The 25,353-nt window shown below is 56.9% G+C and carries 21 protein-coding genes; 12 read left to right on the top strand and 9 right to left on the bottom strand.

The window, feature by feature from the left end:
- Nucleotides 1-10 precede the first annotated feature (10 nt).
- The gene (locus tag MRBLRC7O_RS22360; protein WP_060725552.1) at nt 11-991 is read right to left on the bottom strand and encodes a mannonate dehydratase; all 981 of its coding nucleotides are present in this window, start codon (nt 989-991) and stop codon (nt 11-13) included.
- Nucleotides 992-1,058: 67 nt separating this feature from the next.
- Entirely contained in the window at nt 1,059-1,772 is a 714-nt protein-coding gene (locus MRBLRC7O_RS22355; protein WP_087746944.1) for a FadR/GntR family transcriptional regulator, read from the bottom strand.
- Between the two features lie 206 nt (nt 1,773-1,978).
- On the opposite strand from MRBLRC7O_RS22355, the gene MRBLRC7O_RS22350 reads away from it, so the two are divergent.
- From MRBLRC7O_RS22350 to MRBLRC7O_RS22335, 4 genes are read left to right on the top strand one after another with little or no spacing between them, the layout of a single operon-like run.
- On the top strand, nt 1,979-3,007 hold the full coding sequence (locus MRBLRC7O_RS22350) for an ABC transporter permease (protein WP_060727246.1): 1,029 nt from the start codon (nt 1,979-1,981) through the stop codon (nt 3,005-3,007).
- Nucleotides 3,004-3,903: an ABC transporter permease gene (locus tag MRBLRC7O_RS22345; RefSeq protein WP_020009778.1), complete on the top strand. Its 900-nt coding sequence runs from the start codon at nt 3,004-3,006 to the stop codon at nt 3,901-3,903. Before MRBLRC7O_RS22350 ends, MRBLRC7O_RS22345 begins: the two co-directional genes overlap by 4 nt.
- On the top strand, nt 3,890-4,735 hold the full coding sequence (locus MRBLRC7O_RS22340; RefSeq protein WP_087746941.1) for an ABC transporter ATP-binding protein: 846 nt from the start codon (nt 3,890-3,892) through the stop codon (nt 4,733-4,735). The genes MRBLRC7O_RS22345 and MRBLRC7O_RS22340 overlap by 14 nt, the downstream gene beginning before the upstream one ends.
- Nucleotides 4,732-5,469: an ABC transporter ATP-binding protein gene (locus MRBLRC7O_RS22335; protein ID WP_003505589.1), complete on the top strand. Its 738-nt coding sequence runs from the start codon at nt 4,732-4,734 to the stop codon at nt 5,467-5,469. Before MRBLRC7O_RS22340 ends, MRBLRC7O_RS22335 begins: the two co-directional genes overlap by 4 nt.
- A 101-nt stretch (nt 5,470-5,570) precedes the next feature.
- Here the strand turns inward: MRBLRC7O_RS22335 and MRBLRC7O_RS22330 are convergent, their stop codons facing one another.
- From MRBLRC7O_RS22330 to MRBLRC7O_RS22300, 7 genes are all read right to left on the bottom strand, one after another.
- On the bottom strand, nt 5,571-6,623 hold the full coding sequence (locus tag MRBLRC7O_RS22330) for an ABC transporter ATP-binding protein (protein ID WP_080867355.1): 1,053 nt from the start codon (nt 6,621-6,623) through the stop codon (nt 5,571-5,573).
- Between the two features lie 17 nt (nt 6,624-6,640).
- Nucleotides 6,641-7,483, bottom strand: a complete 843-nt coding sequence (locus MRBLRC7O_RS22325) for a carbohydrate ABC transporter permease (protein WP_367727673.1) — start codon at nt 7,481-7,483, stop codon at nt 6,641-6,643.
- Complete coding sequence (locus tag MRBLRC7O_RS22320) at nt 7,473-8,405, bottom strand: carbohydrate ABC transporter permease (protein WP_080864466.1); 933 nt, start codon at nt 8,403-8,405, stop codon at nt 7,473-7,475. The genes MRBLRC7O_RS22325 and MRBLRC7O_RS22320 overlap by 11 nt, the downstream gene beginning before the upstream one ends.
- 10 nt (nt 8,406-8,415) lie before the next feature.
- On the bottom strand, nt 8,416-9,687 hold the full coding sequence (locus tag MRBLRC7O_RS22315; protein ID WP_367727672.1) for an ABC transporter substrate-binding protein: 1,272 nt from the start codon (nt 9,685-9,687) through the stop codon (nt 8,416-8,418).
- A gap of 50 nt (nt 9,688-9,737) precedes the next feature.
- On the bottom strand, nt 9,738-11,339 hold the full coding sequence (locus MRBLRC7O_RS22310) for an FAD-dependent oxidoreductase (protein WP_367727719.1): 1,602 nt from the start codon (nt 11,337-11,339) through the stop codon (nt 9,738-9,740).
- Nucleotides 11,340-11,344: 5 nt separating this feature from the next.
- Nucleotides 11,345-12,415: a LacI family DNA-binding transcriptional regulator gene (locus tag MRBLRC7O_RS22305; protein ID WP_367727671.1), complete on the bottom strand. Its 1,071-nt coding sequence runs from the start codon at nt 12,413-12,415 to the stop codon at nt 11,345-11,347.
- 200 nt (nt 12,416-12,615) lie between these two features.
- A complete protein-coding gene (locus MRBLRC7O_RS22300) occupies nt 12,616-13,353 on the bottom strand; it encodes a carboxylesterase family protein (protein WP_060725541.1) in 738 nt (245 codons plus the stop codon).
- Nucleotides 13,354-13,778: 425 nt separating this feature from the next.
- Here MRBLRC7O_RS22300 and MRBLRC7O_RS22295 point away from each other — a divergent pair, with 425 nt between their 5' ends.
- The 8 genes from MRBLRC7O_RS22295 to MRBLRC7O_RS22260 all read left to right on the top strand — a co-directional run bounded on the left by MRBLRC7O_RS22295 (nt 13,779) and on the right by MRBLRC7O_RS22260 (nt 25,149).
- Nucleotides 13,779-15,845 (top strand): ATP-dependent helicase, encoded by a 2,067-nt coding sequence (locus MRBLRC7O_RS22295; protein ID WP_367727670.1) that lies wholly within the window; start codon nt 13,779-13,781, stop codon nt 15,843-15,845.
- 257 nt (nt 15,846-16,102) lie between these two features.
- Nucleotides 16,103-16,672: a dTDP-4-dehydrorhamnose 3,5-epimerase gene (gene rfbC, locus MRBLRC7O_RS22290; protein ID WP_035212887.1), complete on the top strand. Its 570-nt coding sequence runs from the start codon at nt 16,103-16,105 to the stop codon at nt 16,670-16,672.
- 2 nt (nt 16,673-16,674) lie between these two features.
- Nucleotides 16,675-17,730, top strand: a complete 1,056-nt coding sequence (gene rfbB / locus MRBLRC7O_RS22285; protein ID WP_367727669.1) for a dTDP-glucose 4,6-dehydratase — start codon at nt 16,675-16,677, stop codon at nt 17,728-17,730.
- A 4-nt stretch (nt 17,731-17,734) separates the two neighbouring features.
- Complete coding sequence (gene rfbD, locus MRBLRC7O_RS22280) at nt 17,735-18,628, top strand: dTDP-4-dehydrorhamnose reductase (protein ID WP_367727668.1); 894 nt, start codon at nt 17,735-17,737, stop codon at nt 18,626-18,628.
- Nucleotides 18,625-19,491 (top strand): glucose-1-phosphate thymidylyltransferase RfbA, encoded by an 867-nt coding sequence (rfbA, locus tag MRBLRC7O_RS22275; protein WP_112495243.1) that lies wholly within the window; start codon nt 18,625-18,627, stop codon nt 19,489-19,491. Before rfbD ends, rfbA begins: the two co-directional genes overlap by 4 nt.
- Nucleotides 19,492-19,812: 321 nt before the next feature.
- On the top strand, nt 19,813-20,682 hold the full coding sequence (locus MRBLRC7O_RS22270) for a glycosyltransferase family 2 protein (RefSeq protein ID WP_112495315.1): 870 nt from the start codon (nt 19,813-19,815) through the stop codon (nt 20,680-20,682).
- 57 nt (nt 20,683-20,739) lie between these two features.
- Nucleotides 20,740-21,891 (top strand): rhamnan synthesis F family protein, encoded by a 1,152-nt coding sequence (locus tag MRBLRC7O_RS22265; RefSeq protein WP_367727667.1) that lies wholly within the window; start codon nt 20,740-20,742, stop codon nt 21,889-21,891.
- A 288-nt stretch (nt 21,892-22,179) separates the two neighbouring features.
- Nucleotides 22,180-25,149, top strand: coding sequence for a glycosyltransferase (locus MRBLRC7O_RS22260; protein ID WP_367727666.1), 2,970 nt, complete (start codon nt 22,180-22,182; stop codon nt 25,147-25,149).
- Nucleotides 25,150-25,353 lie beyond the last annotated feature (204 nt).

Genomic DNA, 25,353 nt, shown 5'->3' with positions numbered 1-25,353 from the left:
GCCGGAATGGTCAAAGATGTTTGTTATCAAGCGCTTCGATCAAGGCGGCGATGTAGCCGTAGCAGAAGGCGAAAGCGACACCGACGGCATCGCGCCCGGCAATCGTCGGCACGTGGTCTGGCATGATCATGTAGCGATAGCCGAGTTCGTGATAGAGTTTCAGCGACCGCACCATGTCCATGTCGCCCTCATCGGGGAAGGTCTCCATGAAGGACAGTTTGCCGCCGCTGATATTGCGGAAATGGACATTGAAAATCTTGTCGCGGCTGCCGAACCACCTGATGATGTCGTCGATCTCCTCACGCGGATTGTCGAGCATCTCACCGATCGACCCCTGGCAGAAATTCAGGCCATGATAGGGGCTCTCGCGCATCTGCACGAATTTCTTCAGCCCTTCGACCGTGCCGAGTACGCGGGTGACGCCCCTGTAACCCGGAGGTGTATAGGGGTCATGCGGATGGCAGGCCAGGCGCACGCGGTTACTTTCGGCCACCGGCACCACACGCTCGAGGAAATAATCGATGCGTTCCCAGTTCTCGTCTTCGGAAAGAACGCCAGCCAGGCCCGGCGCGGCATCATGATCCGCCTTGTCCCAGCGCCAGGCTTCATTGAGCGATCCGCCGCGGCCACGCTCCATTTCCGTGCGCGGAATGCCGATGAGGTTGAGATTGTATTTCGCGGCAGGGATTCCGGCCCTGGCGATATCTTCAATCATCTTGCAGACCGCATCGATCTGCCGGTCACGATCCGGCCCGGCCAGCAGGATATCGGGATACGACGCCTGTTCGATGGGCCGGGACGGCAGCGGCAATTGCACCATGTCTAGGACAAGGCCAAAGCTTTCGACCTTGTCACGGTGGCGTTCAAAGTCCTCAAAAGTCCAGCTCGCGGGTTTTCCGGGCGGATCAGCGTTGATGTTTTTGACGCCGAGCTGCGCCCAAACCCTGAAATCCTCGTCATCGCGCGCAGCAACCTGGGTGCCGACATACATCGATTCTCTCCTCTCTCCATGCAAGTCATCATATGACATCGCATGAAATAAGATGAGTGTCGAGATACTATTGCGCTTCCGACAGCAACCTGTATCGGCGCTGGCTCGCAAGCATATGTTCGCGCATGGCTTTTCGCGCCGCGTCGGGATCCTGTTCGACGATGGCGAGGAGGATTGCCCCGTGCTCGGCCTGCACTTTGCGAAGATAATTCGCGTCACCGGTTTCCGGCAGTGTCGGGAACTGCCCACGCGGTATGGAGCGCGAACCGAACTGACGCAGCGCCTCCAGATAAAAGCGGTTATTGGTGGCGATCGCGATGGCCGTGTGGAACTCGTAATCGGCATCGACGGTGGTTTCACCCGCATCGATGGCGCGGGCCATTTTCCGGTGCGCCGCAGAGATTGCGGCTTCCTGCTGGGCCGTGCGGCGATAGGCGGCGATTGCCGCCGCCTCCCCTTCCGTCGCAAGCCGGAACTCGAGCATTTCCAGCGTTTCCGCGATGGTGCCGACCTCGGATTGCGTCAGTTTCACGCCGGCCCATTCACTGGCATTGCTGACGAAAACACCTTTACCCTGGATCGGAACGACATAGCCGGCAGAGCGCAGATCGGCAATCGCCTCGCGAACCACTGTCCGACTCACGCCATAGCTGCGCTCCAGCTCCGGTTCCGTAGGAAGCTGATCACCGTTTTTCAGTTTTCCACTGCGAATTTCTGCGCTGAGATTATCGATGATCTGTTGTGCCCGCCTCTCCCGCGGCCTCACCCTGTCGCCCATCATGCCACTCTTCCCTCTTGCAGAATACGAATCCCTTCGCTACTCATATGATGACATGACAGCACGTCATATGTTTTCATGTTAACTCAGGGAGGAGTTGGGATGAAGTACCATCAAGAGTTTTTGCAATGGAGAATTGCGCGTCTGCGGCGAGCAGCGTGCAAAGGCTCCACCGCTGACGGCGTTCTCACAGGGAAGTACGGCCAGCAATGACGGAGATCTCACTGCGCGGGCTTGGACATCGTTTTCTGCAACTGATCGTCAGCCTCTTCATCCTGCTCTGCATCACCTTCATCATCGGTCGGGTCATGCCGACCGATCCGGTCGGGGCGATCGTCGGCGAACTTGCGGACCCGAAGGCCTATGAGGCCATGCGAGCACGGCTGGGGCTCGATCTGCCGCTTTACCAGCAGTTCTTCATCTACCTGCGCGGACTGCTGCATGGCGATTTCGGCATTGCAATCCTGACCGGCAACCCGGTGACCCGCGATCTAGCGCAGGCGTTTCCCGCGACCTTCGAACTCGCCACGCTGGCGATCATCATCTCGACGGTCGTCGGTGTCCCACTCGGTCTTGCCGCCGCCCTCTTCCGCGATACCTTCATCGACAAGTTCGCGCGCGTTTTTGCGCTTGTCGGGCATTCGATACCGGTCTTCTGGTTCGGCATCGTCGGGCTGGTGATTTTCTACGCGAACCTCAACCTTGTCGCAGGCCCCGGCCGGGTCGACGTCTTTTACGAAGGCCTCGTGGAGCCGAAGACGGGATTGATGCTCATCGACACCCTCCTTGCGGGTGAGACGGAAATCTTCTGGAACGCGCTTGGACACATCATCCTGCCCGCCATCATCCTCGCCTATATGGCCATGGCCTATATCACCCGCATGACGAGGGCCTTCACCCTCGAACAGCTCAGCCAGGATTATGTCATCGCGGCACGGGCCAAGGGCGTCAGCCCCGCACGCACCATAACCCGTCATGTGCTGCCCAACATCGCCGTGCAGCTCATCACCGTTCTGGCGATTTCCTATGGCAACCTGCTGGAAGGCGCCGTGGTCACGGAGATCGTATTCTCCTGGCCCGGTATCGGCCAATACATGACGAATGCGCTGCTCATCGGCGACATGAATGCGATTCTGGCCGCCACGATCGTTATCGGCTTCATTTTCATGTTGCTCAACTTCCTCGCCGATCTGGCCTATACCACGCTTGATCCCCGTACACGGGAGGCCGCACGATGACCGATATCGCGCATAACAATACTGTTGATCGACCCAGCGCCCTGTCGCGCCTGTCGACCACCACCATGCGGACGCTTCGAAAGCTCGCAGACGAACCGCTTGGAATGTTCGGCTTCGCCATTCTGGCCATTCTGGTTGTCGTCGCCATTTTCGCCCCGCTCATCGCGCCTTACGATCCTGCCCGTCAGGCGCTCGAAAACGCGCTCCAGCCTCCCAGCTGGGCGCATCTGGCCGGAACCGACGAATTCGGCCGCGACATTTTCAGCAGGCTTGTCTACGGCACCCGCATCACCATCCAGACGGTTTTGTCGGTCTCGATCATAGTTGGTCCGATCGGCCTTGCCATTGGCGTGATGGCCGGTTTCTTCGGCGGCCGAACCGACGCGATCCTGATGCGCGCGACCGATATCGTCCTGTCCTTCCCGTCGCTCGTGCTGGCATTGGCCTTTGCGGCCGCCATGGGCGCCGGTCTCGGCACGGCGATCATCGCGATCTCGCTGACGGCATGGCCGCCGATTGCGCGTCTTGCCCGTGCGGAAGCGCTTGTCGTGCGCAATACCGATTACGTTGCCGCCGCCCGTCTCTATGGCGCCTCGCCGCTACGCATCCTGTTTCTATACATCGCGCCGATGTGCATTCCCTCGGTCATCGTTCGCCTGACATTGAACATGGCGGGCATCATCCTGACCGCCGCTTCACTCGGCTTCCTTGGTCTAGGAGCCCAGCCGCCGCTGCCGGAATGGGGTGCAATGATCTCCAGCGGCCGCAAGTTCATGCTCGATTACTGGTGGGTCGCCGTCATGCCCGGCATCGCCATCCTGCTGACGAGCCTTGCCTTCAACATCGCCGGCGATACGCTGCGCGACCTCCTGGATCCGCGCCATGCCCGTTCCTGATAGCTCCCCCATTCTTTCGGTCCGCGACCTCAATGTCCGTTTCGGCCGCAACACCATTCCCGCCGTGTCCAACGTCAATTTCGACGTCGGGCGCGAAAGGGTCGGCATCGTCGGTGAATCCGGCTCCGGAAAATCCACCACCGGCCGTGCCGCCATGCGGCTCCTGCCGAAAAGCGCTACCGTGACGGCGGAGCGGATGGACTTTCTCTCCGAACCGCTGCTCACAAAATCCGAACGCCAGATGGGCGCGATCCGCGGCAGCGAGATGGCGTTGATCATGCAGGATCCGCGTTATTCGCTGAACCCGGTGCTGCCCATCGGAAAGCAGGTGGCGGAGGCCGCCGAACTGCATCTGGCGCTGACCGGCAAGGCGGCGAGAGGTGCCGCGCGCGACATGTTGCTGCGCGTGCGCATCAACGATCCCGACCGCGTGATGGCGCTTTATCCGCACCAGATATCGGGCGGCATGGGCCAGCGCGTGATGATCGCCATGATGCTGCTCGCCAAGCCGAAGCTGGTCATCGCCGACGAACCGACCTCGGCCCTCGATGTCAGCGTCCGCAAGGATGTGCTTTTGCTTCTGGACGAGATGGTGCGCGAGAATAATTCCGGCCTGATCCTCATCAGCCATGACATCCGCATGGTCGCGGCGTTCTGCGAACGCGTGCTGGTCATGTATGGCGGGCGCGTCGTGGAAACGCTGACAAAGCTGGAGGATGCGCAGCATCCCTATACGCGCGGCCTGATCGCGGCGATGCCCGATCCCCGCAATCCGGTGCGGCGTCTCAAGGTGCTGGATCGTCAGGCAATCGATGCGGAGGTGATGCGATGATCACGGTAGACAAGCTCGACGTCGTCTACGGCGAAAAGGAAAAGCGCAATCACGTCGTGCGCGGCGTCAGCCTCACGGTCAACAAAGGCGAAACCCTTGGCATCGTCGGCGAAAGCGGTTGCGGCAAGTCGACCTTGCTGCGGTCGCTGGCGGGGCTGGAAGCCGGCTGGACCGGCTCGATCAGCTTTAACGGCAAACCGGTCGGCAAGACCCGCAGCCGCGACGAACTGAAACTGGCCCAGATGGTGTTTCAGGACCCCTATGGTTCGCTGCATCCACGCCACCGCATCGGCCGGGCGCTCGCCGAACCGATCCGCGCGATGGGCCTTGGCGATGGCTGGTCGAAGGTTCCCGCCGCCCTGCAGCAGGTGGGCCTGCCCGCACATTTCGCCGAGCGCTTCCCGCACGAACTTTCCGGCGGCCAGCGCCAGCGCGTGGCAATTGCCCGCGCGCTGATCCTCGAGCCGCCGATCCTGCTGCTCGATGAGCCGACATCCGCGCTCGACGTCTCCATCCAGGCCGAAATCCTGAACCTGCTTGCCGACCAGCGCGAAGAACGCGACCTGACCTTTGTTCTCGTCAGTCACGATCTCGCGGTCATCGCCCATATGTGCGATCGCGTGCTGGTCATGCAGAACGGCGTTTTTGTCGATGAGTTGACCAAGGCCGATCTTGAAGCGGGCGTTACCCATTCGGCCTATTCAGGCGAGCTGTTCGAAAGCAGTTTTCTCTGAAATCCTCCGTCGCGACATGGTCGGCAACGGCCTGAACCGCGACGGGGCTCCGTTCAGACGGACACCGGGTCCGCGGCTCGTGCCAGCCGCGGGCGCGATAATCAGTTCAGCCGATCTCCGTTTTCATCCGAAAACAGATGGATGCAGTCGAGCGCTGGCGAGACCCTTATCTCGTCGCCGACGACCTGCCCTATGCGTTCACGAAAGACGCCGAGCACCCTAGAGCCGCCGAGTTTCATGGTGACCTGCGTTTCCGATCCCAGCGGTTCGACGAGCATTATCTCCGCCGGTACGCCGGACGCATCGAGTGAGAAGTGCTCCGGGCGGATGCCATAGACGGCCCCTCTTCCCGCCAGACCGGCCGCAGCAGCCGGCAGTGGCAAGACCACCCCCCCGGTTTCAAAACCGCCTGCCGATATCGTCCCGGACAGAAAATTCATCGATGGCGATCCGATAAAGCCGGCGACGAACTGATTTGCCGGACGGTCGTAAAGTTCAAGCGGCGTGCCGACCTGCTCGACCCTGCCGCCATTCAGGACCACGACCCTGTCCGCCATCGTCATCGCCTCCACCTGGTCATGCGTCACATAGATCGTGGTGGTCTTGAGCTTCTGGTGCAGCGCCTTGATCTCGCCGCGCATGACGACGCGCAGTTTCGCATCGAGATTGGACAGGGGTTCGTCGAACAGGAACACCTGCGGATTGCGAACAATGGCCCGGCCCATCGCGACACGCTGGCGCTGGCCGCCGGAAAGCTGGCGCGGATAACGGTCGAGCAGCTGTGTGAGGCCGAGAATATCCGCTGCCCAGTTCACCTTTTCAGCGATTTCCTGCTTGCTCGAACCACGATGCTCCAGCGAGAAGCCCATATTGCTGGCGACCGTCATATGCGGATAAAGCGCATAGGACTGGAATACCATGGCGATATCGCGGTCCTTCGGGTCGAGATCGTTGACGATCCGCTCGCCGATCCTGAGTTCGCCGCCGGTAATCGTTTCAAGACCGGCTATCATCCGCAGCAATGTGGACTTGCCGCAGCCGGAGGGGCCGACAAGGACGACAAATTCGCCATCCCTGATGTCGAGATCGACGCCGTGAATGGTTTTCACCGCGCCATAGCTTTTGCGGATGTCGGACAGGGTAACGTTAGCCATCAATCAATTCCGGTTCTTCAGCCCTTGAGGCCGGTATGGGCGAGGCCTTCGACGAACTGCTTCTGGGCAATCACGAAGACGATGAGCACGGGCAGCGCGGTGAGCGTCGCTGCGGCAAGCTGGATGTTCCACATCGGCCCGCCATAGGCGTCGGTATATTGGGTCAGCGCCTGCGGCAGCGTGAACATTTCGGCGCTGGAAAGAAAGACGATCGGCTCGAGGAACAGGTTCCAGGAATGCAGGAAGGTGAAGATTGCGACCGACGCCAGCGCCGGTTTGGCGAGCGGCAGCGCAATCTTGCGGAAAATCTTGAAACGCCCGAGACCGTCGACACACGCCGCCTCTTCCAGCTCGCCCGGCAGCGTCACGAAAAACTGCCGCATGACGAAGGTGGCGAAGACACTTGGCGCGCCGAAGATCGGAACAAGGATCAGCGGCCAGTGGGTGTTGACCATGCCGGCCTTCAGGAACATCTGGAACAGCGGCACGATCGTCACTTCCGAGGGGATGAGCAGGCCAAGCAGCACGATCATGAAGATGGCATTGGCGCCCGGAAACCGGATCCGCGCAAAGGCATATCCCGCCATGGAGGAGACGATCATCGTGCCAATCGTCACGACAGCGGCAATATAGGCGGAGTTCCAGTATTGCCGCACGAAGGGCTGCAACTCGAATACCTTCGAGTAAGTCGTCCAATCCTGGTTTTGCGGAAAGAACTGCGGCGGGAAGGCGAAGATGTCGCTGATCGGCTTGATCGACGATGTCACCATCCACCAGGTCGGGAAGACGAACGGGATCAACAGCACGCACAACAGCCCGTAAAGCGCCACCTGCATGCGGGGGGAAAGGTCAGCTTTCATAAAAGACGATCCTTTTGCGCATCTGCCACTGGGCGAAGGTCAATACCGCGACGATCAGGAACAGCAGGATGGACAGCGTCGAGCCGTAACCGAAGAAATGGAACTGGAAGGCCTGCTGATAGAGGTAATAAACCAGCACCGTGGTCGAGAGACCCGGCCCGCCCTGGGTGAGAACCGCAATCTGCGCAAACACCTGCAGCGAGCCGACGATGGTGATGATCGAGGTCAACAGGATAGTCGGGCTGATCAGCGGCAGGGTGATGCGACGGAACTGCTTGAAGGCGGGCGCACCGTCGATGCGGGCCGCCTCGTAGAGTTCCTTCGGCACGCCCTGGAGCGCCGCCAGAAACAGGATCATGTTGAGCCCGACATTCTTGAAGACCTGCACGACGATGACAGAAATCATCGCTGTCGTCTCCTCGCGCAGCCAGTTGGGCCCCTCAATGCCGATCATCAGCAACATGCCGTTGATGCCGCCATTTTTCTGCAAGAGGAAGCCCCAGACAATCGTCCAGGCTACCAGCGAAACGACCACCGGCGAGAAGAACAGGGTTCTGAAGATCGCAATACCGGCAAGTTTCTGATTGAGCAGCACGGCAAGCAGCAGCGCCAGCGACAGGTTGAACACGACCAGCCCGGCGGAGAAGATCGCGGTCGCGCCCAGCACCTCACGAAGATTGCCGTCCTCCATCAACATCCGGTAGTTCTGCGTACCGGTATAGGTGAAGGTATTGGCGAGCACATTCCACTCATGCAGCGAATACCAGAACACCAGCCCGAGCGGGATCAGCACGAAGATGATGATCCCGATCAGTTGCGGGGCGATGAACAGAAAGCCTGCGAGGCTGTCGCGCCGCGCGATGGTCCAGAACGCCGATACCGGGCGATCTGGGCGACGGGTAATTTCCTGCGCGACAGCCATGGCTTTCTCCTTAGCGCTTCAGGAGCGGCCCGATCTGGCCGCAGATTTTTTGAAGCGCACCCGCGACATCGGCCTCCGGCCGCCAGACCGCGTCAAGGTTCGAGCGCACGATCTGCTGGATCTGCGCAAAGCCGGTATGGCCGGGCATGACCTTGCCGGTGGCGATGCCTGATATGACGACCTTTTCGATCTGCTCCTGACTGAGCAACGGATTGGTCTTTTTCAACACCTCCGCATTCAGCAGCGACTTGCGCGCCGAGGGGAAGAACTGGCTGAGCTTGGCGGAATTTTCCGGATTGGTCATGTAAGCGACGAATTCGGCTGCAGTCTGCGCATTCTTGCCGGACTGCATGACGCCGATACCGGCCTGTCCAATCAGCGCGTATTCGCCGGCCGGCCCCTTCGGCAGCGGCACGAGGTCCCAGCCAAAAGGCTTGTCCTTCGGCAAAAGCGAGGCGCGGCTGATCTGGGTAATGGTCATGGCCGCATTACCGGCGAAGAAATCGACTGTCTCGCCGGGGCCGGGCATGGCCTTCTTCTCGAAGATGGCGTCGTGGATGAATGAGACGGCATCCGCCATCGGCTTTTCCGCCATGGTGCAGGTTGCACCGTCAGCGCTCCAGGGGGAAGCACCCCAGCCGTTCCATACCGAGGTGAGATATTGCCAGCTCTGGTAATTGAAATCGCGGACGACAAGCCCGCCCTTGCCCGCTTTTGCAACGGCGGAGGCCGTGGCGATGGCGTTTTCCCAGGTCCATTCGCCGGCAGCGATCATGTCCGCCGGGATCTTTGCGCCTGCGGCCTTGATGAGATCGTTGTTGACGAAGACAGCAAAGGGTGAGGTCGAGAACGGATAGGCGAAGAGCTTGCCGTCCTGCGACCAGCGTTCCGTGGCGCCGGCGCTGACTTCCTCGAGATTATAACCCTGCGCGGCCTTCAGCGTGTCGGTGAGCGGGTAGAGCGCGCCTGACTTGACGAAATCATAGGCCGAGGTCTCGAAAATCCACGCCATGTCAGGCGCATTGCCGCCCGCAATCTGGGTCGTGAGCGCAGTCGTATAGGTGTCGAAAGGCAGGGACTCATAGGCCACGCTGACATTTGGATGGTCCTTCTTGAAGCCGGCCGCGATGTCGTTGAACAGCTTCAGATGCGCCTCGTTGGCGCTCCAGATCGTCATGCGCAGCTTGATCGCATCCTGCGCCGCGGCTGTTCCGGCCAGTGCAAACGAGCCGATGAGGGCCAGCGCGCAGGCGGTGGATTGCATTTTCCAATGATTGTTCATTCCCAGTCCTCCTCCAAAGATGGGTTCGATCGAACGGCAAGTCCGCCGTCCTAATAGGCCGCTATGTCCGGCCAGCGTATTTCGATACCTTCGCGGGTCAGCGCCGTCTGGAAGGCATGAAGATGGTCGTCGTCTTCCTGCACCTGATGCGGTGCGAGACCTTTTTCCAGGCAGTAGGCCGCAAGCATTCCAGCCACTTCGCCGATATTCCATTCGACCGGATGCAGCCGGTAGCAACCGTTGGTGATATGCGTCGTGCCGATATTCTTGCCGGCCGGAATGAGGTTCTTCACGCGTTCAGGGATCAGCGCGCCGAGCGGAATCTCGAAGGGGCAGGAAGGCACGTCGATGTAATTGTCGCCGCCGGTCGATGGATGCAGATCGATGCGGTACATGCCGATGCCGATGCTGTCGCGATAACGGAAAGCCCCCCTGTCACCGCGAACCGTGTAGGAAAGGTCCTGCTCGACGATGCGCGTAACCGGCTTGATGCGGCGGCTTTCACGAATATAGGGCGCCATGGCGAGGCCATGTTCGGTGCCGGTGATATCGCCTCTCAGCCGCAGCCCGCGGAAACCCTGCCCGCCATCAAGACGCGGCGCTTCCGTCTGCAGCCAGTAGAAGACCGAATAGGAAAGGTCTGCCGCCGCCTTTAGATGCCGCGCCTTTTCCTCTTCCGACACATCGATGATAGTGCCGTCCATATAGTCGATCATCGGCCAGTTCACGAGGCAGATGTCGGACTTGTAGAAACCGGGCGTAAAGTTCTTCCGCGCCGCGATACGGCGGAAAATCCAGAGGTTTTCATCGCCGCCGCCCTTGCGCTGGTCGGCATCCACCAGCAGCGGATCGTCATCGGGATTTGGCGTGAAGGATCGGGTGGTATGATCAAGCGTGCGCGGATGCGGCGCGGTGAAGCCGAGGAGCGGCCCGCCCCAGAAGTGCGGCTGGTAAGAGCGCCAGTAATCGTAATTGTCAGGCTTGTCGATCGTCTGGTCACCGTCGACATGGTCGATGGCAAAGCAGATCGATACGGCCTGCACATTGTCCGGCTGGGCTTCAGCCGGCGCGCTGGGTTCACCCGTGTCCGACTGCGCCTCGAAACCCTTGGCATATTCCGTGCCCGTCATCGGCAAGAGATCGCCGAGTTCGGTGGCATCAAGGATGTAATCGGCGGAAATGACGATTTCAGCGCCGCTGTCGCGATGGCGGACGGTTACTGAGCGAACCCTGTCGCCCTCGACATCGGCCGCGACCGGACGCCAGGGCTTGAGCACCGTCAGGCGGCCGGCGCCGATATAGGGCATCAGCATGCTTTCAGTGACCGCGAGGCTGACACGCGGCTCGGCGCAGATGCGGCTCACCCATCCGCCACCCGGATTGAGATCGCCCCAAGCCCGTGCGCCTTCCGTCAGCGGATAATGGTCACGATAATATTGCCGCACACCGTTGCGCAACGCCCGGTAAGAGCGGGTGATGCCGAATTGCTCGACCCATGTATGCTCGTCCGACGGAACGGCCTGACTGGTCAATTGCCCGCCGATCCAGTCATATTCCTCGGTCATGATAACGCGCTTTCCGGCCCGTGCGGCAGCCAGTGCCGCCGCCACGCCGCCAAGGCCGCCACCGACCACGAGAATATCTGCTTGCATGTCTTTCACGTCGTCACATCCGTTTTGTTGACTGGGGACTTGTTTGCGGAGGCTGCCGGGGCCGGGCCCAATGTTTCCCCTCTGACGGGTTCACATTTGAGAAGGATTTGGCTACCCGGACTGCCGGTCTCGATGCGGTTGACGAGCATGGCAGTCGCCTGCCGGCCCATTTCCTCGCGGGGAATTTCATAGGAGGTGAAGCGCACCGGGCTGCGTGCGGCCCTGATATGGCTGCCAAGCACGATCATCGAAAAAGCCTCGGGCACGGCAAGCCCGCGCGCCCTTGCCAGGGTTTCGACACGCACGGCATCGGCCAGCTCTATGAAGAAGGCTGCCGTCGCCCCGCTTTCAAGGATGGCATCGAGGATCTTGTCGGCCGGCCGGTTGACGGCCTTGATATGAAGGGCAAGCGTGGCTGCATCACCGAGCGCCGCACTGAAACCACGCCAGCGGTCGGCGATCGATTCCGCCGGGCCATCGAGGCCGATATAAGCGAGCTTCGAGTGCCCCAGCGCTCTGGCGTCCTCGACGAGCTGCCGTGTTCCCGCGGCATAGTCGCCGCCCACATAAGGAACCGGCCCGCCAGCGTCTTCACGTCGGCCAATGGCCACGAAAGGATAGTCTTCCGAGACCAGCCGGGCGAGTTCCTTACGGTCGAATTCGCGACCGAGAACCAGACAGCCATCGGCGATCCTGAGCCTGTTGCCTTCCGAAAAAATCTTGCGGTTATTGCCGACGCCGGCGCTGGTCAGCAGCAGAAGATCATAGGCCTGCTGCTGCGCCTCTTCCTCGATACCCAGCAGGAACGGCGTGAAGAAGTCGGCCTGCGCGCTCGGGAAAGCCGGCTCGTAGGTGAAAACGCCGAGGATGCGGTTCAGCCCCTTGGCCATTCGCCGCGCGATCGGGTCGGCGACATAACCTGTCTGGCGAATGACCGCCTGTACCCGTTCGCGGGTTTCAGCCGGGATGCGGGCAATCGCGGCCGGTGCGCCATTCAGAACAAGCGATACCGTTGCCTGACTGACCCCAGCGAGCTTGGCGATGTCGTTTTGCGTGAGGCGTTTATGATTGGTCACGCGATGCCCTCCCCGACATCCGATCGTTGCTAATACGTATTAGCTGCTAATGCGCATTAGCACGATTTGTGGGCACCGAGTCAAGCGATAAAGATGCACTTGCTGAGGGAGGCCGCGGGGTTGTGACAAAAAGCACGCCCCGCGGCGGCAGTACTGGTGGAAGCGGCTATAACAGCCGTAAAATAGGAATCAGCCCGGATTCACGGACCCGCAGGTGCTTTCTCACCGGTGAGCTTCTGTTCAAGCAGCCATGTCCACATCGCCTCGTCCTTCAGCACTTTCCCTTCGACCGCTTCATGGTCCGTATCTTCGAACACGGTGAGCCGGACATTTCGTTTCAGTTCCTGAAGGCGTTGCACGAGGACCACCGTGTCGGACAGCGGAATCACAGCGTCATTTGCGCCATGAAAGGCCCAGAAAGCTACCCTTTCATTCGTTCGATTGAGGTAATGCCGGATACCGCCGCCGGCGATCGGAACAACCGCGGCAAAAGTTTCAGGAAACTGCGCGGCCATCGACCATGCGCCGAACCCTCCCCGGCTATAACCGATCAGATAGATGCGCTCGCGATCCACCCGATGATCGGCCACCACCGCCTGAAGAACACTCGCCACGCGCTCGATCGGATAGAGCAATTCTTCACTCGGATTTTGCGGCGAGAACACCAGAAAAGGAAAATCGCGGCCTTCTTCAATCAGTTTCGGCAGGCCGCTGCGGCGCAGCTTTTCGATGTCGCCGCCGCCCTGATCGCCGCCATGCAGCCAGACGACAAGAGGATAGGTCTTATCCGAACTGGCGTAGTCCTTGGGCGTGTAGAGCAGATAGTTGATATCAGAGGCGATGGTGACATCGGATTTCATCGCCTTCTGTTCGGCCTGGGCAAAAGTCGAGGCAGCGATTGCGGCGACAGCGATCAGGCAAAGTTTCAGATGCTTCATGGTCTGGTCCTCCCAAAACGCGCCTCCTCCCGAGGCGCGATTATTGAACTCGCGGATCACCGGGTTGGTTCAAAGGTTTCGCTGCAGAATGAGAAAATGCACTGAAACGAATTGAGAATATTCATATATTTCATAATAATACCGTTATTTCCTCATGCGTAATCTGATTTGCGATTGCGGGATCGGGCACGCCCGGCAACCAGCAGCCACCTACGAACTGCAAGCGACCTTTCGGAACGATAAATCTCACCACCGACCGTGTTTAAACGACGGGAAAAAAGGCGTTCAGCATTTGTTCTGGATTGGTGTTTGAGTCTTTGCTAATCATTGCGACAACAGGGCAGACAATGGCCGGCGATTCCGACGACTGCCATCTCTGAAGATGTCCTCACCATGGGGACAGGCAGGTATCAAGGATTGTTCGCATGGCGGTTGCCTATCTGGAAAAGCTCAACGAACAGCAGCGCAAGGCGGTGGAGCATGGCGTTGGGCTGACAGACGGCCACACGGCCGGGCCTCTGCTGATCATCGCCGGGGCCGGTTCGGGCAAGACCAACACGCTGGCCCACCGTGTCGCACATCTGATCGTGAATGGCGCCGATCCCCGCCGTATTCTGCTGATGACGTTTTCGCGGCGTGCCGCCACGGAAATGTCGCGCCGCGTGGAGCGTATCTGCAAACACGTCCTCGGCGGCAATTCGGGGGCTCTCACCGACGCGCTGGCCTGGTCCGGCACATTTCACGGCATCGGCGCACGCCTGTTGCGCATTTATGCCGAACAGATCGGGCTCAACATCGATTTCACCATCCACGACCGCGAGGACAGCGCCGACCTGATGAACCTCGCCCGGCACGAGCTGGGTTTTTCCAAGACCGAAAGCCGCTTTCCGACAAAAGGCACGTGTCTTGCCATCTATTCGCGTGCGGTGAATTCACAGACGCCGCTCAAGGAGATATTGCGCCAGCATTATCCCTGGGTCGCCAATTGGGAGAGCGAACTTAAGGCACTGTTTGCAGCCTATGTGGAGGCAAAACAGGTCCAGAACGTGCTCGATTACGACGATCTTCTGCTCTATTGGGCCCAGATGGTCAGCGACCCCATTCTGGCTGATGATATCGGCAACCGCTTCGACCATGTCATGGTCGACGAATATCAGGATACCAACCGGCTGCAGGCCTCGGTGCTGATGGCGCTCAAACCCGGTGGCCGCGGTTTGACCGTAGTGGGCGACGACGCGCAGTCGATCTATTCGTTCCGGGCGGCGACAGTGCGAAACATCCTTGATTTTCCGGCTTCCTTCAGCCCGGCGGCCGACATCATCACGCTCGATCGCAACTATCGCTCGACACAGCCGATCCTTGCGGCCGCCAACGGCGTGATCGATCTGGCGCGCGAGCGGTTCACCAAAAACCTCTGGACCGAGCGGGAGTCACTGGAGCGCCCGAAGCTCGTGACGGTGAAGGACGAAACCGAACAGGCGAATTTCATCATCGACCAGATTCTTGCAAACCGCGAAACCGGCATGACGCTGAAACAGCAGGCCGTGCTTTTCCGCACCTCCAGCCATAGCGGGCCGCTCGAGGTGGAACTGACCCGCCGCAACATCCCCTTCGTCAAATTTGGCGGCCTGAAATTCCTCGACAGCGCCCATGTGAAGGACATGCTGGCCGTGCTGCGCTTCGCGCAGAACCCGCGCGACCGCGTCGCCGGTTTCCGGCTGCTGCAGATGCTGCCCGGCATCGGACCAAAGAAGGCCGGCAATATTCTCGATGCCATCGCGACAGACCCCGAGCCGCTGCTTGCCCTTGCTGAAATTCCGCCCCCTCCGAAGACCGGCGATGACTGGACGACCTTCACGCAGATGCTGGTGGGCCTGCGGCAGGCCCCGAATAGCTGGCCGGGTGAAATCGGGCAGGCACGGCTGTGGTACGAACCCCATCTCGAACGCATCCATGAAGACACCGACACCCGCAAGGCAGATCTGCTGCAACTCGAGCAGATCGCTGGCGGCTACCCCTCACGCGAACGTTTTCTGACCGAGCTGACACTCGATCCGCCCGACGCCACCAGCGATCAGGCCGGCGTGCCGCTGCTCGACGAGGACTATCTCAGCCTGTCGACCATCCATTCGGCAAAAGGCCAGGAGTGGCGTTCCGTCTTCATCCTGAATGTGGTCGATGGCTGCATTCCCTCCGACCTCGGGGTCGGCACCACCCAGGAACTGGAGGAAGAACGCCGGCTGCTCTATGTCGCCATGACCCGCGCCAAGGACAGCCTGTCGCTGATCACGCCGCAACGCTTCTTCACCGGCGGGCAGAACCAGCAGGGTGACCGGCATGTCTACGCCGCAAGAACCCGCTTCATACCGGCGACCCTGCTGCAATTTTTCGAAACGATGACCTGGCCTCTGGTTTCAGCTGCAGCTTCGGAGCGTAGCGCGCAGCAAATCCGGATTGATGTGGGTGCGCGGATGCGGGCGATGTGGAAATAAGAGCGGGGGTCCCGGGAATATCGACCTGCACGATGCGCAAACGGACGAGGCCGGCGCCGACTTAGCTTCTGGGAGTTCTTCCTGACACCCGATCACTCTCTAAACGTGAAAAACAGGCCGCGGCCCAACAGGCTTTCGACATGCTGTTCGACGGAGATTCCGTCGCTCTTGTGTGGGCGATCAATAAAGCGTTATTGACTGTCCCTACCGATAAAGCCATATCACCCTGAGTAGGCAGACCAGACAGGATCCGCATAGTGCAACTAGAAGCATTCTCGATATCAGGCTTAAAAAAGATAACTCCGGCTCGTTTCGGCGACAGCAGGGGTTACTTCAGCGAGGTTTTCAAGAGGGAATGGTTTCGCGAAAATGTAGCCGACGTGGAGTTCGTGCAGGACAATGAATCCCTGTCCGCACAGGCCGGGACCGTAAGAGGGCTTCATTTTCAGACAGAGCCTTTCGCACAGGGCAAGCTCGTTCGCTGCATTCGGGGCCGGCTGCTGGATGTCGCGGTGGATATCAGAACAGGATCGCCCACCTTCGGACAATGGGCGGCTGTCGAACTCTCACCCGAAAATGGCGAGCAGCTGTGGGTTCCGGCGGGATTTGCCCACGGTTTCATGACGCTCGTTGACGACACGGTCATCTCATACAAAGTGACGGCGCCCTATAGTGCGGCCAACGACCGCGGCGTTAAATGGGATGATCCTGCCATTGGTATCAATTGGCCGAAGCTGGAAGGCTACGTCCTTTCCGAGAAGGATGGCAAGCAACCGCTTCTGTCGGAATTGCCTGAATATTTCACTTATCAAAACACTGGAAACTGATGATGCGCGTTCTAGTTACCGGCGGCGCCGGATTTATCGGCTCGGCCCTCGTACGTTATCTTGTGAGCGAGATCGGCGCGGATGTTCTCACTGTCGACAAACTGACATATGCAGGAAATCTGGCGTCCCTCAAGCCAATCGAAAATGCACCCAATCACCGCTTTATTCAGGCCGACATATGCGACCGGGCGGCGATGAATGAGGCATTTGCGACATTCCAGCCGGATTACGTGATGCATCTGGCCGCCGAAAGCCATGTCGACCGCTCTATAACCGGCGCCGCTGATTTTATTCAAACCAACATCAACGGCACTTTCACGATGCTGGAGGCCGCGCGGCAATACTGGAGCGGCCTTGCGGAAGACGCCAAGGCGAATTTCCGCATGCTGCATGTTTCAACTGATGAGGTTTACGGCTCTCTCGGCGATCACGGTCTGTTCGAGGAAACAACCCCTTACGATCCTTCATCGCCCTACTCTGCCTCGAAAGCCGCAAGCGATCATCTTGCCACAGCCTGGCAGCGCACATATGGCCTTCCGGTTGTCATTTCCAACTGCTCCAATAATTATGGACCATTCCATTTCCCGGAAAAGCTCATTCCACTGATCATTCTCAACGCGTTGGATGGCAAACCGCTACCAGTCTATGGAAACGGCGCGAACATCCGCGACTGGCTTTATGTGGAAGACCATGCCCGCGCCCTGTGGCTCATTGTTCAAAAGGGGCTTGTTGGCGAGAAATACAATGTCGGCGGCAGAAACGAGCAGAAGAATATCGATGTGGTGAACTGCATCTGCTCCATTCTCGACGAACTGCGCCCTCAATCCAAACCCTATGCCGAGCTCATCAAATACGTTACCGATCGCCCTGGTCACGATGCGCGCTACGCCATTGATGCAACGAAGCTGGAAACCGAGCTCGGCTGGAAAGCACAGGAAAACTTCGCCACTGGCATCCGCAAGACCGTGCAATGGTACCTCGACAATGAATGGTGGTGGCAACCGCTTCGCGAGGGTGTTTATGCCGGAGAGCGCCTTGGCGTTCTGACGAAGGGCTGAACGAATGCGGCTGGCAGTTACGGGCAAAAATGGTCAGGTCGTCAGCGCCCTTCAGGCACTGGCGAGCGCCGAGCTAGAGATCGTGGCTCTGGGTCGACCGGAACTCGACCTAGCACAGCCTGAAACTGTTTTAAAAGCGCTGCGAGAGGTAAAGCCCGACGCTGTGGTATCGGCTGCTGCCTACACCGCTGTCGACAAGGCAGAAAGCGAGCCGGACATCGCTTTTGCCGTTAATCGGGATGGAGCAGGGGCCGTCGCACAGGCGGCAAGTGACCTTGGTATTCCCGTCATTCATCTTTCTACGGATTATGTTTTTGATGGCACGAAGGCGACGCCTTATGTCGAAAGGGATCCGACAGGCCCTACGTCCATCTACGGCCGCTCGAAGCTCGAAGGCGAACAAGCCGTTTCTGAGGCTACCGGCAACTACGCTGTTCTGCGAACCGCATGGGTCTATTCGGAATATGGCAACAACTTTGTAAAAACCATGCTCCGGCTGAGCGAAAGCCGCGACGAGATCAATGTGGTCGCGGACCAGTTCGGATGCCCAACCTCGGCCAACGATATCGCCACCGCTATCGTAGCAATCGCAAGGAAACTCCTGGACGATTCCTCGATCCGTCTCCGTGGAGTTTTTCATCTTTCCGGAACCGGTGAAACGAACTGGGCGAATTTCGCGAAACAGATATTCGCATTTTCTGAAGAAAACGGCGGGAAGTCGATGATCGTCAACGACATCACGACTGCACAATACCCTACACCAGCGCGGCGTCCGGCAAACTCGCGGCTTGATTGCAGCAAGCTGGAAGCGGTTTACGGCATAAGGCTGCCGAACTGGCAAACATCAACGCGCGCGGTCGTCACCGCTCTTGCGCAGAGCAAAAAGGAAACGCCATGAAGGGCATCATTCTGGCCGGAGGCAGCGGCACGCGCCTGCATCCGATGACATTGGCGGTCTCGAAGCAGATCCTACCGGTCTACGACAAGCCGATGATCTATTATCCGCTGACCACGTTGATGCTGGCCGGCATCCGCGAGATTCTCATTATCTCTACACCCCATGACATGCCGCTTTTCCAGTCTCTTCTGGGTGATGGCTCAAAATGGGGTCTTTCCATTGAATATGCGGTTCAACCCAGCCCGGATGGGCTGGCGCAGGCGTATATGATCGGAGCGGATTTCGTGGCGGGTTCGCCATCGTGCCTTATCCTAGGTGACAACATATATTATGGTCACGGATTGCCGGAGCTTCTGCAGGCAGGCACGAGCGTCAACGACGGAGCGACGGTTTTCGCCTATCATGTGAATGACCCCGAACGTTATGGCGTGGTCGATTTCGATAGTGAAATGCGCGCCCTCTCCATCGAGGAAAAACCGGCGAAACCCAAATCCAACTGGGCGGTCACCGGTCTTTATTTTTACGATGCCGATGTGGTCGATATCGCCGCCAATCTCAAACCGTCCGCGCGCGGCGAATACGAGATTACAGATGTAAATCGAACCTATCTCGAGCGTGGCAAGCTGAAAGTATCCATCATGGGGCGCGGTTATGCGTGGCTTGATACTGGCACGCCAGACAGCCTGATCGAAGCAGGCGAATTCGTGCGAACGCTGGAAAAGCGACAGGGATTTAAGATTGCCTGCCCGGAAGAAATCGCCTTGTCTAAGGGTTTTATAACCGATGTCGAATTCTCGAAAGTTGCTGATAGTGCGGGAAAAGGGGATTATGGAACATATCTCAGAGGGCTTGTGAAAAGCTAACTAGCTTTTTCATGCAGTTTCTTCAAAATGTGGGATGTGCCGCTGTAAGGCATTCTTCAACTATAAAACGCTTATGATGGCGATCTTTTTAATAGCGGATCCCCCTAGCGATCTAGTCAAAATCGCTTGATTGAGCCAAACTGTGATGTTAGAGGCTGCCTATGTGAAAAGGCTGAAAGGGTCGCGCTCTATCGCCTAGACATGCGCAATGATCTTTTTGTAAGTTTTATTGCTAGCTTAAATTGCCACCGTCTGGTCGGTTCTTCATAGGGTTGAATAGGAATTTCCTATTCTTCGGCCGCAACTAGAGTGCTGTTAGACTTGTCGACCTATTCTCTTTCAGATGTCACAGTCATTTCTGTCTGCTATCACAGCGATATGGTCATTGGTGACATGATCGCGTCTGTTCCAACGGTCACTCCTATTATATTGGTCGATAACGGCTGCACTAATAAGTTTGACCAATTACCTCAGGATCGGACTGTCAGCATCATCAAAATGGCTGAGAATCAAGGCTTCGGACGGGGATGCAATGCGGGTGCCCAACTCGCTAAGACATCTTTATTGATGTTCCTAAATCCAGACGCTCGTCTGAGCGACGGCGCTCTTCAAGCGCTGGTTGATGCCGCCAACCAATATCCGAGTGCCTCAGCCTTCAATCCACGTATCGTGAACAGCGATGGCAGCGCTTACTTTAAACGGCGGTCGTACTTGCTACCGCGCAGGGCATGGATGAAAAGGGGATGGCCGCCAAAAGATTGCGAAGTTCCAGTTTTGTCCGGAGCGGCGTTAATGGTTTCCAAACGTTATTTCCATGCCGCGCAGGGCTTTGATAAGGAAATATTCCTCTATCACGAGGACGATGATCTGTCGTTGCGATTGCGAGAATTCGGCACGCTGGTTTACGTTCAAAAATCTGAAGTTATTCATGCAGGTGGGCACTCATCGGGGCGTTCCGCAAATGTTGCCTATCTTAAGGCGCTGCATATGGCTCAGTCACGTGTCTATACAGGGCGTAAATATGGCAGGCCTTTTCCGGCGCTGACAACTTTCTTTAGAGCGGTTCTGCTTTTGGGATCGCCTGTAAATCTTGTTTCCAGCCGGCGAAGAGCGAAGGCTCTGGGCATGGTGGTCGGTTCAGCGATGATGTTACGGTCATCGTGGCGAAAAAAAACGATGTCCAAAACATAACGTCAGCTTGCCTGATAAGATATTGGCGGTTTCTCAAATTCTTGGCCAAAGATAGATATGATCAAGTTGCATTGGTGGAAAATCGGTCGCGAAATAAATAGGGTGGGCCATCAACTGCTCCAGCTTCCCGTCGAGATGGTGAAATTAGTGGTGTTGCGGCGATGGTACGATACCGTCACTTCACGATCTATAAATAGAAGCCTAGGAGACTTACCCCTAACTGACGAAGTCGGGATTTATCTCATTTTCCCTCGAAACGGCGTTCAACTCTCTCATTTAACCATGCTGAGGGAGATGCGGCAAGCAGGGATAGCGCCGATCGTCGTCACCAACGTTCCTTTAGCTGACGCGGACAAAGCGCTATTAAAGCCTCTTACAGCAAGGATTATAGAACGGCCCAACGTTGGCTATGATTTCGGGGGATATCGAGATGGCGTATTGGATATTGCCGGACACTTGCCAGATTTAACACACCTGTGGCTCCTGAACGACTCGGTGTGGCTCGTACCGCAACCGGTGAGCTGGTTCGACCAGGCGCGGGCACTTGAGACGGATTTTATGGCGGCAACGTCGAACTACGCCATGCCGCGCGTAGATCCTCACAGATTCCGTGAAATATCTTGGCAACATAGCCCAAACCATAAAAATTTTCATTATGCTTCCTACGCCTTGGGTTTTGGAAAAGGCATATTGCAATGTCCTGCTTTTCTTCAGTATTGGAGGAAACTAAACATCAGCAACGACAAGACGCGGACTGTTCGACGCGGAGAAATAGGCCTGTCCCAATGGGTACTGCGCCACGGATTCTCCCATGACGCAACTTATAAAATTGATGAACTGGATATTGAGCTAGCAAGCTACGACGACGATGAGGTTGATCGAATAGCTCGCGAGCTTGTTATTCCAGATGACGCTTTGCTTGAGTCTGTTCACACTAGGGTTATGGCTCAAGATCCCAGAACTATTCAGGGGCGAACAGATCGTATCGCGCTAATCCTTACCGCCGTATCTCGTCGTGCAAGCGCCTATGCCCTCCCCGGCTATGCATTGCGTCGCGGATTTCAGTTTTTGAAAAAGTCTCCGCTTTGGCTCTCTCCTGCTGGCGCTACAACAAGCCTGCGGCTGATCGACCGTATCGAAGGTCCCGTTGGCGATGAGATCCAAGCAGAAGCGCAAACTCTAAACGCGTTTCCCCAAGACATCGAATAGAGATAAGCGCAGCATTCGTTTAGCTTGATCTGATCGGGTTCAGATCAAGCTGGTTGGCTTACCTCTGCCACATTGATGGTGGGTAATGCAGGGATGAATGGCTCATGTATCTCGACTTCTACGAGAGATTAATCCATGAATGTGCCGTCGGCAACCGATAAGTCTGCGCTCGGCGCTGGATAACAAACTTAGAAGCATATGAACGGGCGTTTCTCACTTATGGCGAATGAAAGAAACTCAGACAATACGACTGGCACCTTGCGATTCCATCAGAGCATTTTTCGACGCATGGCATTCCATCGCAGCGGAAAACCACGAGGATGGTTTCGGGCTATCGCATTTTCAAAGAAATCGGGCGACGTGAGACCACTTTTTCGCGGAGCTTTCTATAAAAAGAATGGGAATCTTAGGCCAGATTTTGCAGCCTTCGTAAACCTAAACCCCCACTACTTCAAAAGCGTTTTTCCTATCGCGCAAATTCAGCTCTCAGTAGACGCAAACGATACACCTCGGAAAATTTTCTCGCGTCAACAGTCTGAACTGACATCAGATGATGCAAGAGAGCTAATAGCGCGACTGCAATTTTTGCCTTTAGTCTCTGTCGTCATGCCAGTGTACAATACTCCTACCATCTGGCTGCGACGAGCAATTGAATCTTTGCAAGAGCAATTCTATGAGAATTGGGAACTTTGCGTTGTGGACGATTGCTCGACACAAGATCAACAACGCCTTTTGTTGACGGAGTTGGCAAAAACCGATCCGAGGATCAGGTTTGCCGCACTACCTGCTAACGGAGGAATCTCAGTCGCGTCAAACCATGCGCTCGAAATGGCGCGGGGAGAGTATGTGGCCCTTCTTGATCACGATGACGAGATTACTCCTGACGCGTTGCTTCGTATGGTCGAGTCAATCAATACCAATCCGCAAGCCGATTTTTTCTACAGCGACGAATGCAAGATCGACGACACGCCAGATCGCAGGCTCTCTAGTTTCATCCTGAAACCAGACTGGTCGCCCGAGATCATGTTCAATTTCATGATCACCGGGCACCTTACAGTCTATCGCACTGCGCTTGTGCGTGAGATCGGCGGATTTCGAAGTGAATACGATTTCTCACAAGACTACGATCTCGCATTGCGCATGGCTGAGGTTTCGCGCGAGATTGTACATGTCGAACGTATTCTTTATCTCTGGCGAGCGATCCAAGGCTCCGCTGCGTCGGGTGGGAAGGACTTTGCTCGACTAAGTAACATCGCCGCGCTTCAAAATGCACTTGATCGACGGGGGATACGGGGCAATGTCGAGATGTTGCCTCACGCAAACTGCGTTCGAATTCCGATCCCCGAAGAAGGGTCGCGCGTATCCATTGTCGTCCCTTCTGACTCGGCCAAAAACCTTCGTCTTGCACTCGACGCTATTCGCGAGGGTACTGATTACGACAATTACGAAGTACTCATCGTCTGCAATAGCACCGTTGCTGCGCAACTGAGGGATGAATATGCTGACTGGCCGGCGGCAAGATTTGTTCACTATGATAAAATCTACAATTTCTCAGACAAATGTAACGAGGGCGCACGAGCAGCGAACGGCGACATAGTCGTATTTTATAATGATGACGTCTTCCCCATCGGCCGGGACTGGGTTCAACGGCTGATAGAGTATCTATGGGTCCCGGGTGTCGGCGGAGTATCACCGCAACTCCTTTATAAAGATGGCACAATACAATATGCCGGGATGATTTCAGGTACACCGGGCATGGCCGGAACCGCTTATCACGCGCTCCCTCTGGACCACACCGATGAATTTCTTTCGATGAACCGGCTTGTCCGTAACATTTCGATTTTATCTGGCGCTTGCTGCGCATTGAAACGAGATGTTTTTCTTGAACTCGGTGGATTTGACGCGAGAAACACCCCGGACGGACACTCCGATCTCGACCTGAGCTACAAACTCCTCGCCCACGGTCTGCGCTGCGTATACACGCCGTACTCTCTCCTGACACATATAGGCAATCATTCGTGGAACGCGAAGGAAACGAAATACAAGGCCGACATTTTTTGCCTTAAGCATTGGGGCGGCTATGTGTCACGCGACCCTTATTTCACAAACTCCATGCGTGAAACGCTTTATCCCGACTTTACCTTCAAGTATCATATACACGCGGATCACATCGCCTCCGGCTTGAATTACACTGGCCCCGACGTTCTCTTTGTTTCACATGAACTCACTAATACTGGCGCACCGCACATGCTACTTGAAGCAGCCAAAGCTGTTAAAGCTGTTGGCGGCTTCCCAGTCGTTGTTGCAGCCGCAGACGGACCGCTTCGCGAAGCATTGGAAGACAACGGTATTGTTGTTATCATAGACGCATCTGTTACCTCCTGCCATTTCCTTTTCGAGCGCTTCGCACGGAATTTCGATCTTGCGATTGTGAATACTGTTGCTCTCCGGCCGGTTGTAGAGCAACTCGCGTCAATTTCGATTCTGAGAACGATCTGGTGGCTTCACGAAGGTGAGGCACTATTGTCACAACTATCAAACGTACCAGCAGGCCTCTGGAATAAAGTCGGCGTCGTGTGTGTCAGTAATTATGCTAAAAAATTTCTGCCCAAGAGCGTATCCGCGAGTATTCTCGTCAATGGCGCGCCGGACCACTCGGCCAATTTCCTCGAAAATAACTGCTCATCTCCAAAAGAACTGAGATTTGTCTTGGTAGGCACGATGGAGCCTCGCAAAGGGCAGGACGTTTTTGTTGAAGCGATTATTGACCTCCCGGAATTGATGCGAAAAGATTGTCGATTTATTATCGCAGGAAAGCTATGGCCCGGCCATGGCGCGTTCTGGAAAGAAATTGAAACCAAAATCTCCAGGTATCCGGAGATCAACTATGTTGGAAATCTTTCCCATGACCAGACAATTTCACTGATCGCATCTTGCGACGTGTTGGTCGCTCCTTCACGTGATGATTCGTTCTCTCTCGTTGCCATAGAGGCAGCACAGCTCGGTAAACCAATGATCTTCAGCGACCATGTCGGCGCACACGATATTTTAGATGATGTTTGCTCCTTCGTGTTCCCCTCCGGCAATGCCGACCAGTTACGCGACAGGATGATACAGGCCTACGAAGATCGAGCGAGACTTGAAGAGATGGGACGCGCGGCTAGGCAGACATATGAACGTGAGCTGACTCAAGAGAAATTCGCGAGAAATTTCATGGCACTAGTAGAGGCCAACATCTCCGGATGGACGCAACACTAATGTCAGTTGTGCAGTAAACAACCGCGTAGACGTCTTCTAATTGAACGGCAACGAGTGCCATGCAAGCTCAATAAGATATAGACAGCACCGAAATGTGACTTAACTAGACCATTCCGGATGCAACAAATTAAGGTGACTATGAGTATGTTGAACATCCCAACTGACACGCCGAGTTATGTCCCATCCACCGCGTGGATGCGACAT

It is taken from the genome of Agrobacterium radiobacter, assembly GCF_040801995.1.
GTDB classification, from domain to species: domain Bacteria; phylum Pseudomonadota; class Alphaproteobacteria; order Rhizobiales; family Rhizobiaceae; genus Agrobacterium; species Agrobacterium radiobacter.
This window is presented reverse-complemented; position numbering and strand designations above follow the sequence as displayed.

What these genes read in the sequence shown, in the direction of transcription:
- MRBLRC7O_RS22340 (WP_087746941.1), top strand. Translation starts at nt 3,890, where the DNA reads ATGCCCGTTCCTGATAGCTCCCCCATTCTTTCGGTCCGCGACCTCAAT.
- MRBLRC7O_RS22260 (WP_367727666.1), top strand. Translation starts at nt 22,180, where the DNA reads ATGGCATTCCATCGCAGCGGAAAACCACGAGGATGGTTTCGGGCTATC.
- MRBLRC7O_RS22310 (WP_367727719.1), bottom strand. Translation starts at nt 11,339, where the DNA reads ATGCAAGCAGATATTCTCGTGGTCGGTGGCGGCCTTGGCGGCGTGGCG.
- rfbD (WP_367727668.1), top strand. Translation starts at nt 17,735, where the DNA reads ATGCGGCTGGCAGTTACGGGCAAAAATGGTCAGGTCGTCAGCGCCCTT.
- MRBLRC7O_RS22315 (WP_367727672.1), bottom strand. Translation starts at nt 9,687, where the DNA reads ATGAACAATCATTGGAAAATGCAATCCACCGCCTGCGCGCTGGCCCTC.
- MRBLRC7O_RS22295 (WP_367727670.1), top strand. Translation starts at nt 13,779, where the DNA reads ATGGCGGTTGCCTATCTGGAAAAGCTCAACGAACAGCAGCGCAAGGCG.
- MRBLRC7O_RS22360 (WP_060725552.1), bottom strand. Translation starts at nt 991, where the DNA reads ATGTATGTCGGCACCCAGGTTGCTGCGCGCGATGACGAGGATTTCAGG.
- MRBLRC7O_RS22265 (WP_367727667.1), top strand. Translation starts at nt 20,740, where the DNA reads ATGATCAAGTTGCATTGGTGGAAAATCGGTCGCGAAATAAATAGGGTG.
- MRBLRC7O_RS22330 (WP_080867355.1), bottom strand. Translation starts at nt 6,623, where the DNA reads ATGGCTAACGTTACCCTGTCCGACATCCGCAAAAGCTATGGCGCGGTG.
- MRBLRC7O_RS22325 (WP_367727673.1), bottom strand. Translation starts at nt 7,483, where the DNA reads ATGAAAGCTGACCTTTCCCCCCGCATGCAGGTGGCGCTTTACGGGCTG.
- MRBLRC7O_RS22335 (WP_003505589.1), top strand. Translation starts at nt 4,732, where the DNA reads ATGATCACGGTAGACAAGCTCGACGTCGTCTACGGCGAAAAGGAAAAG.
- rfbB (WP_367727669.1), top strand. Translation starts at nt 16,675, where the DNA reads ATGCGCGTTCTAGTTACCGGCGGCGCCGGATTTATCGGCTCGGCCCTC.
- MRBLRC7O_RS22345 (WP_020009778.1), top strand. Translation starts at nt 3,004, where the DNA reads ATGACCGATATCGCGCATAACAATACTGTTGATCGACCCAGCGCCCTG.
- rfbA (WP_112495243.1), top strand. Translation starts at nt 18,625, where the DNA reads ATGAAGGGCATCATTCTGGCCGGAGGCAGCGGCACGCGCCTGCATCCG.
- MRBLRC7O_RS22320 (WP_080864466.1), bottom strand. Translation starts at nt 8,405, where the DNA reads ATGGCTGTCGCGCAGGAAATTACCCGTCGCCCAGATCGCCCGGTATCG.
- MRBLRC7O_RS22355 (WP_087746944.1), bottom strand. Translation starts at nt 1,772, where the DNA reads ATGATGGGCGACAGGGTGAGGCCGCGGGAGAGGCGGGCACAACAGATC.
- MRBLRC7O_RS22300 (WP_060725541.1), bottom strand. Translation starts at nt 13,353, where the DNA reads ATGAAGCATCTGAAACTTTGCCTGATCGCTGTCGCCGCAATCGCTGCC.
- MRBLRC7O_RS22350 (WP_060727246.1), top strand. Translation starts at nt 1,979, where the DNA reads ATGACGGAGATCTCACTGCGCGGGCTTGGACATCGTTTTCTGCAACTG.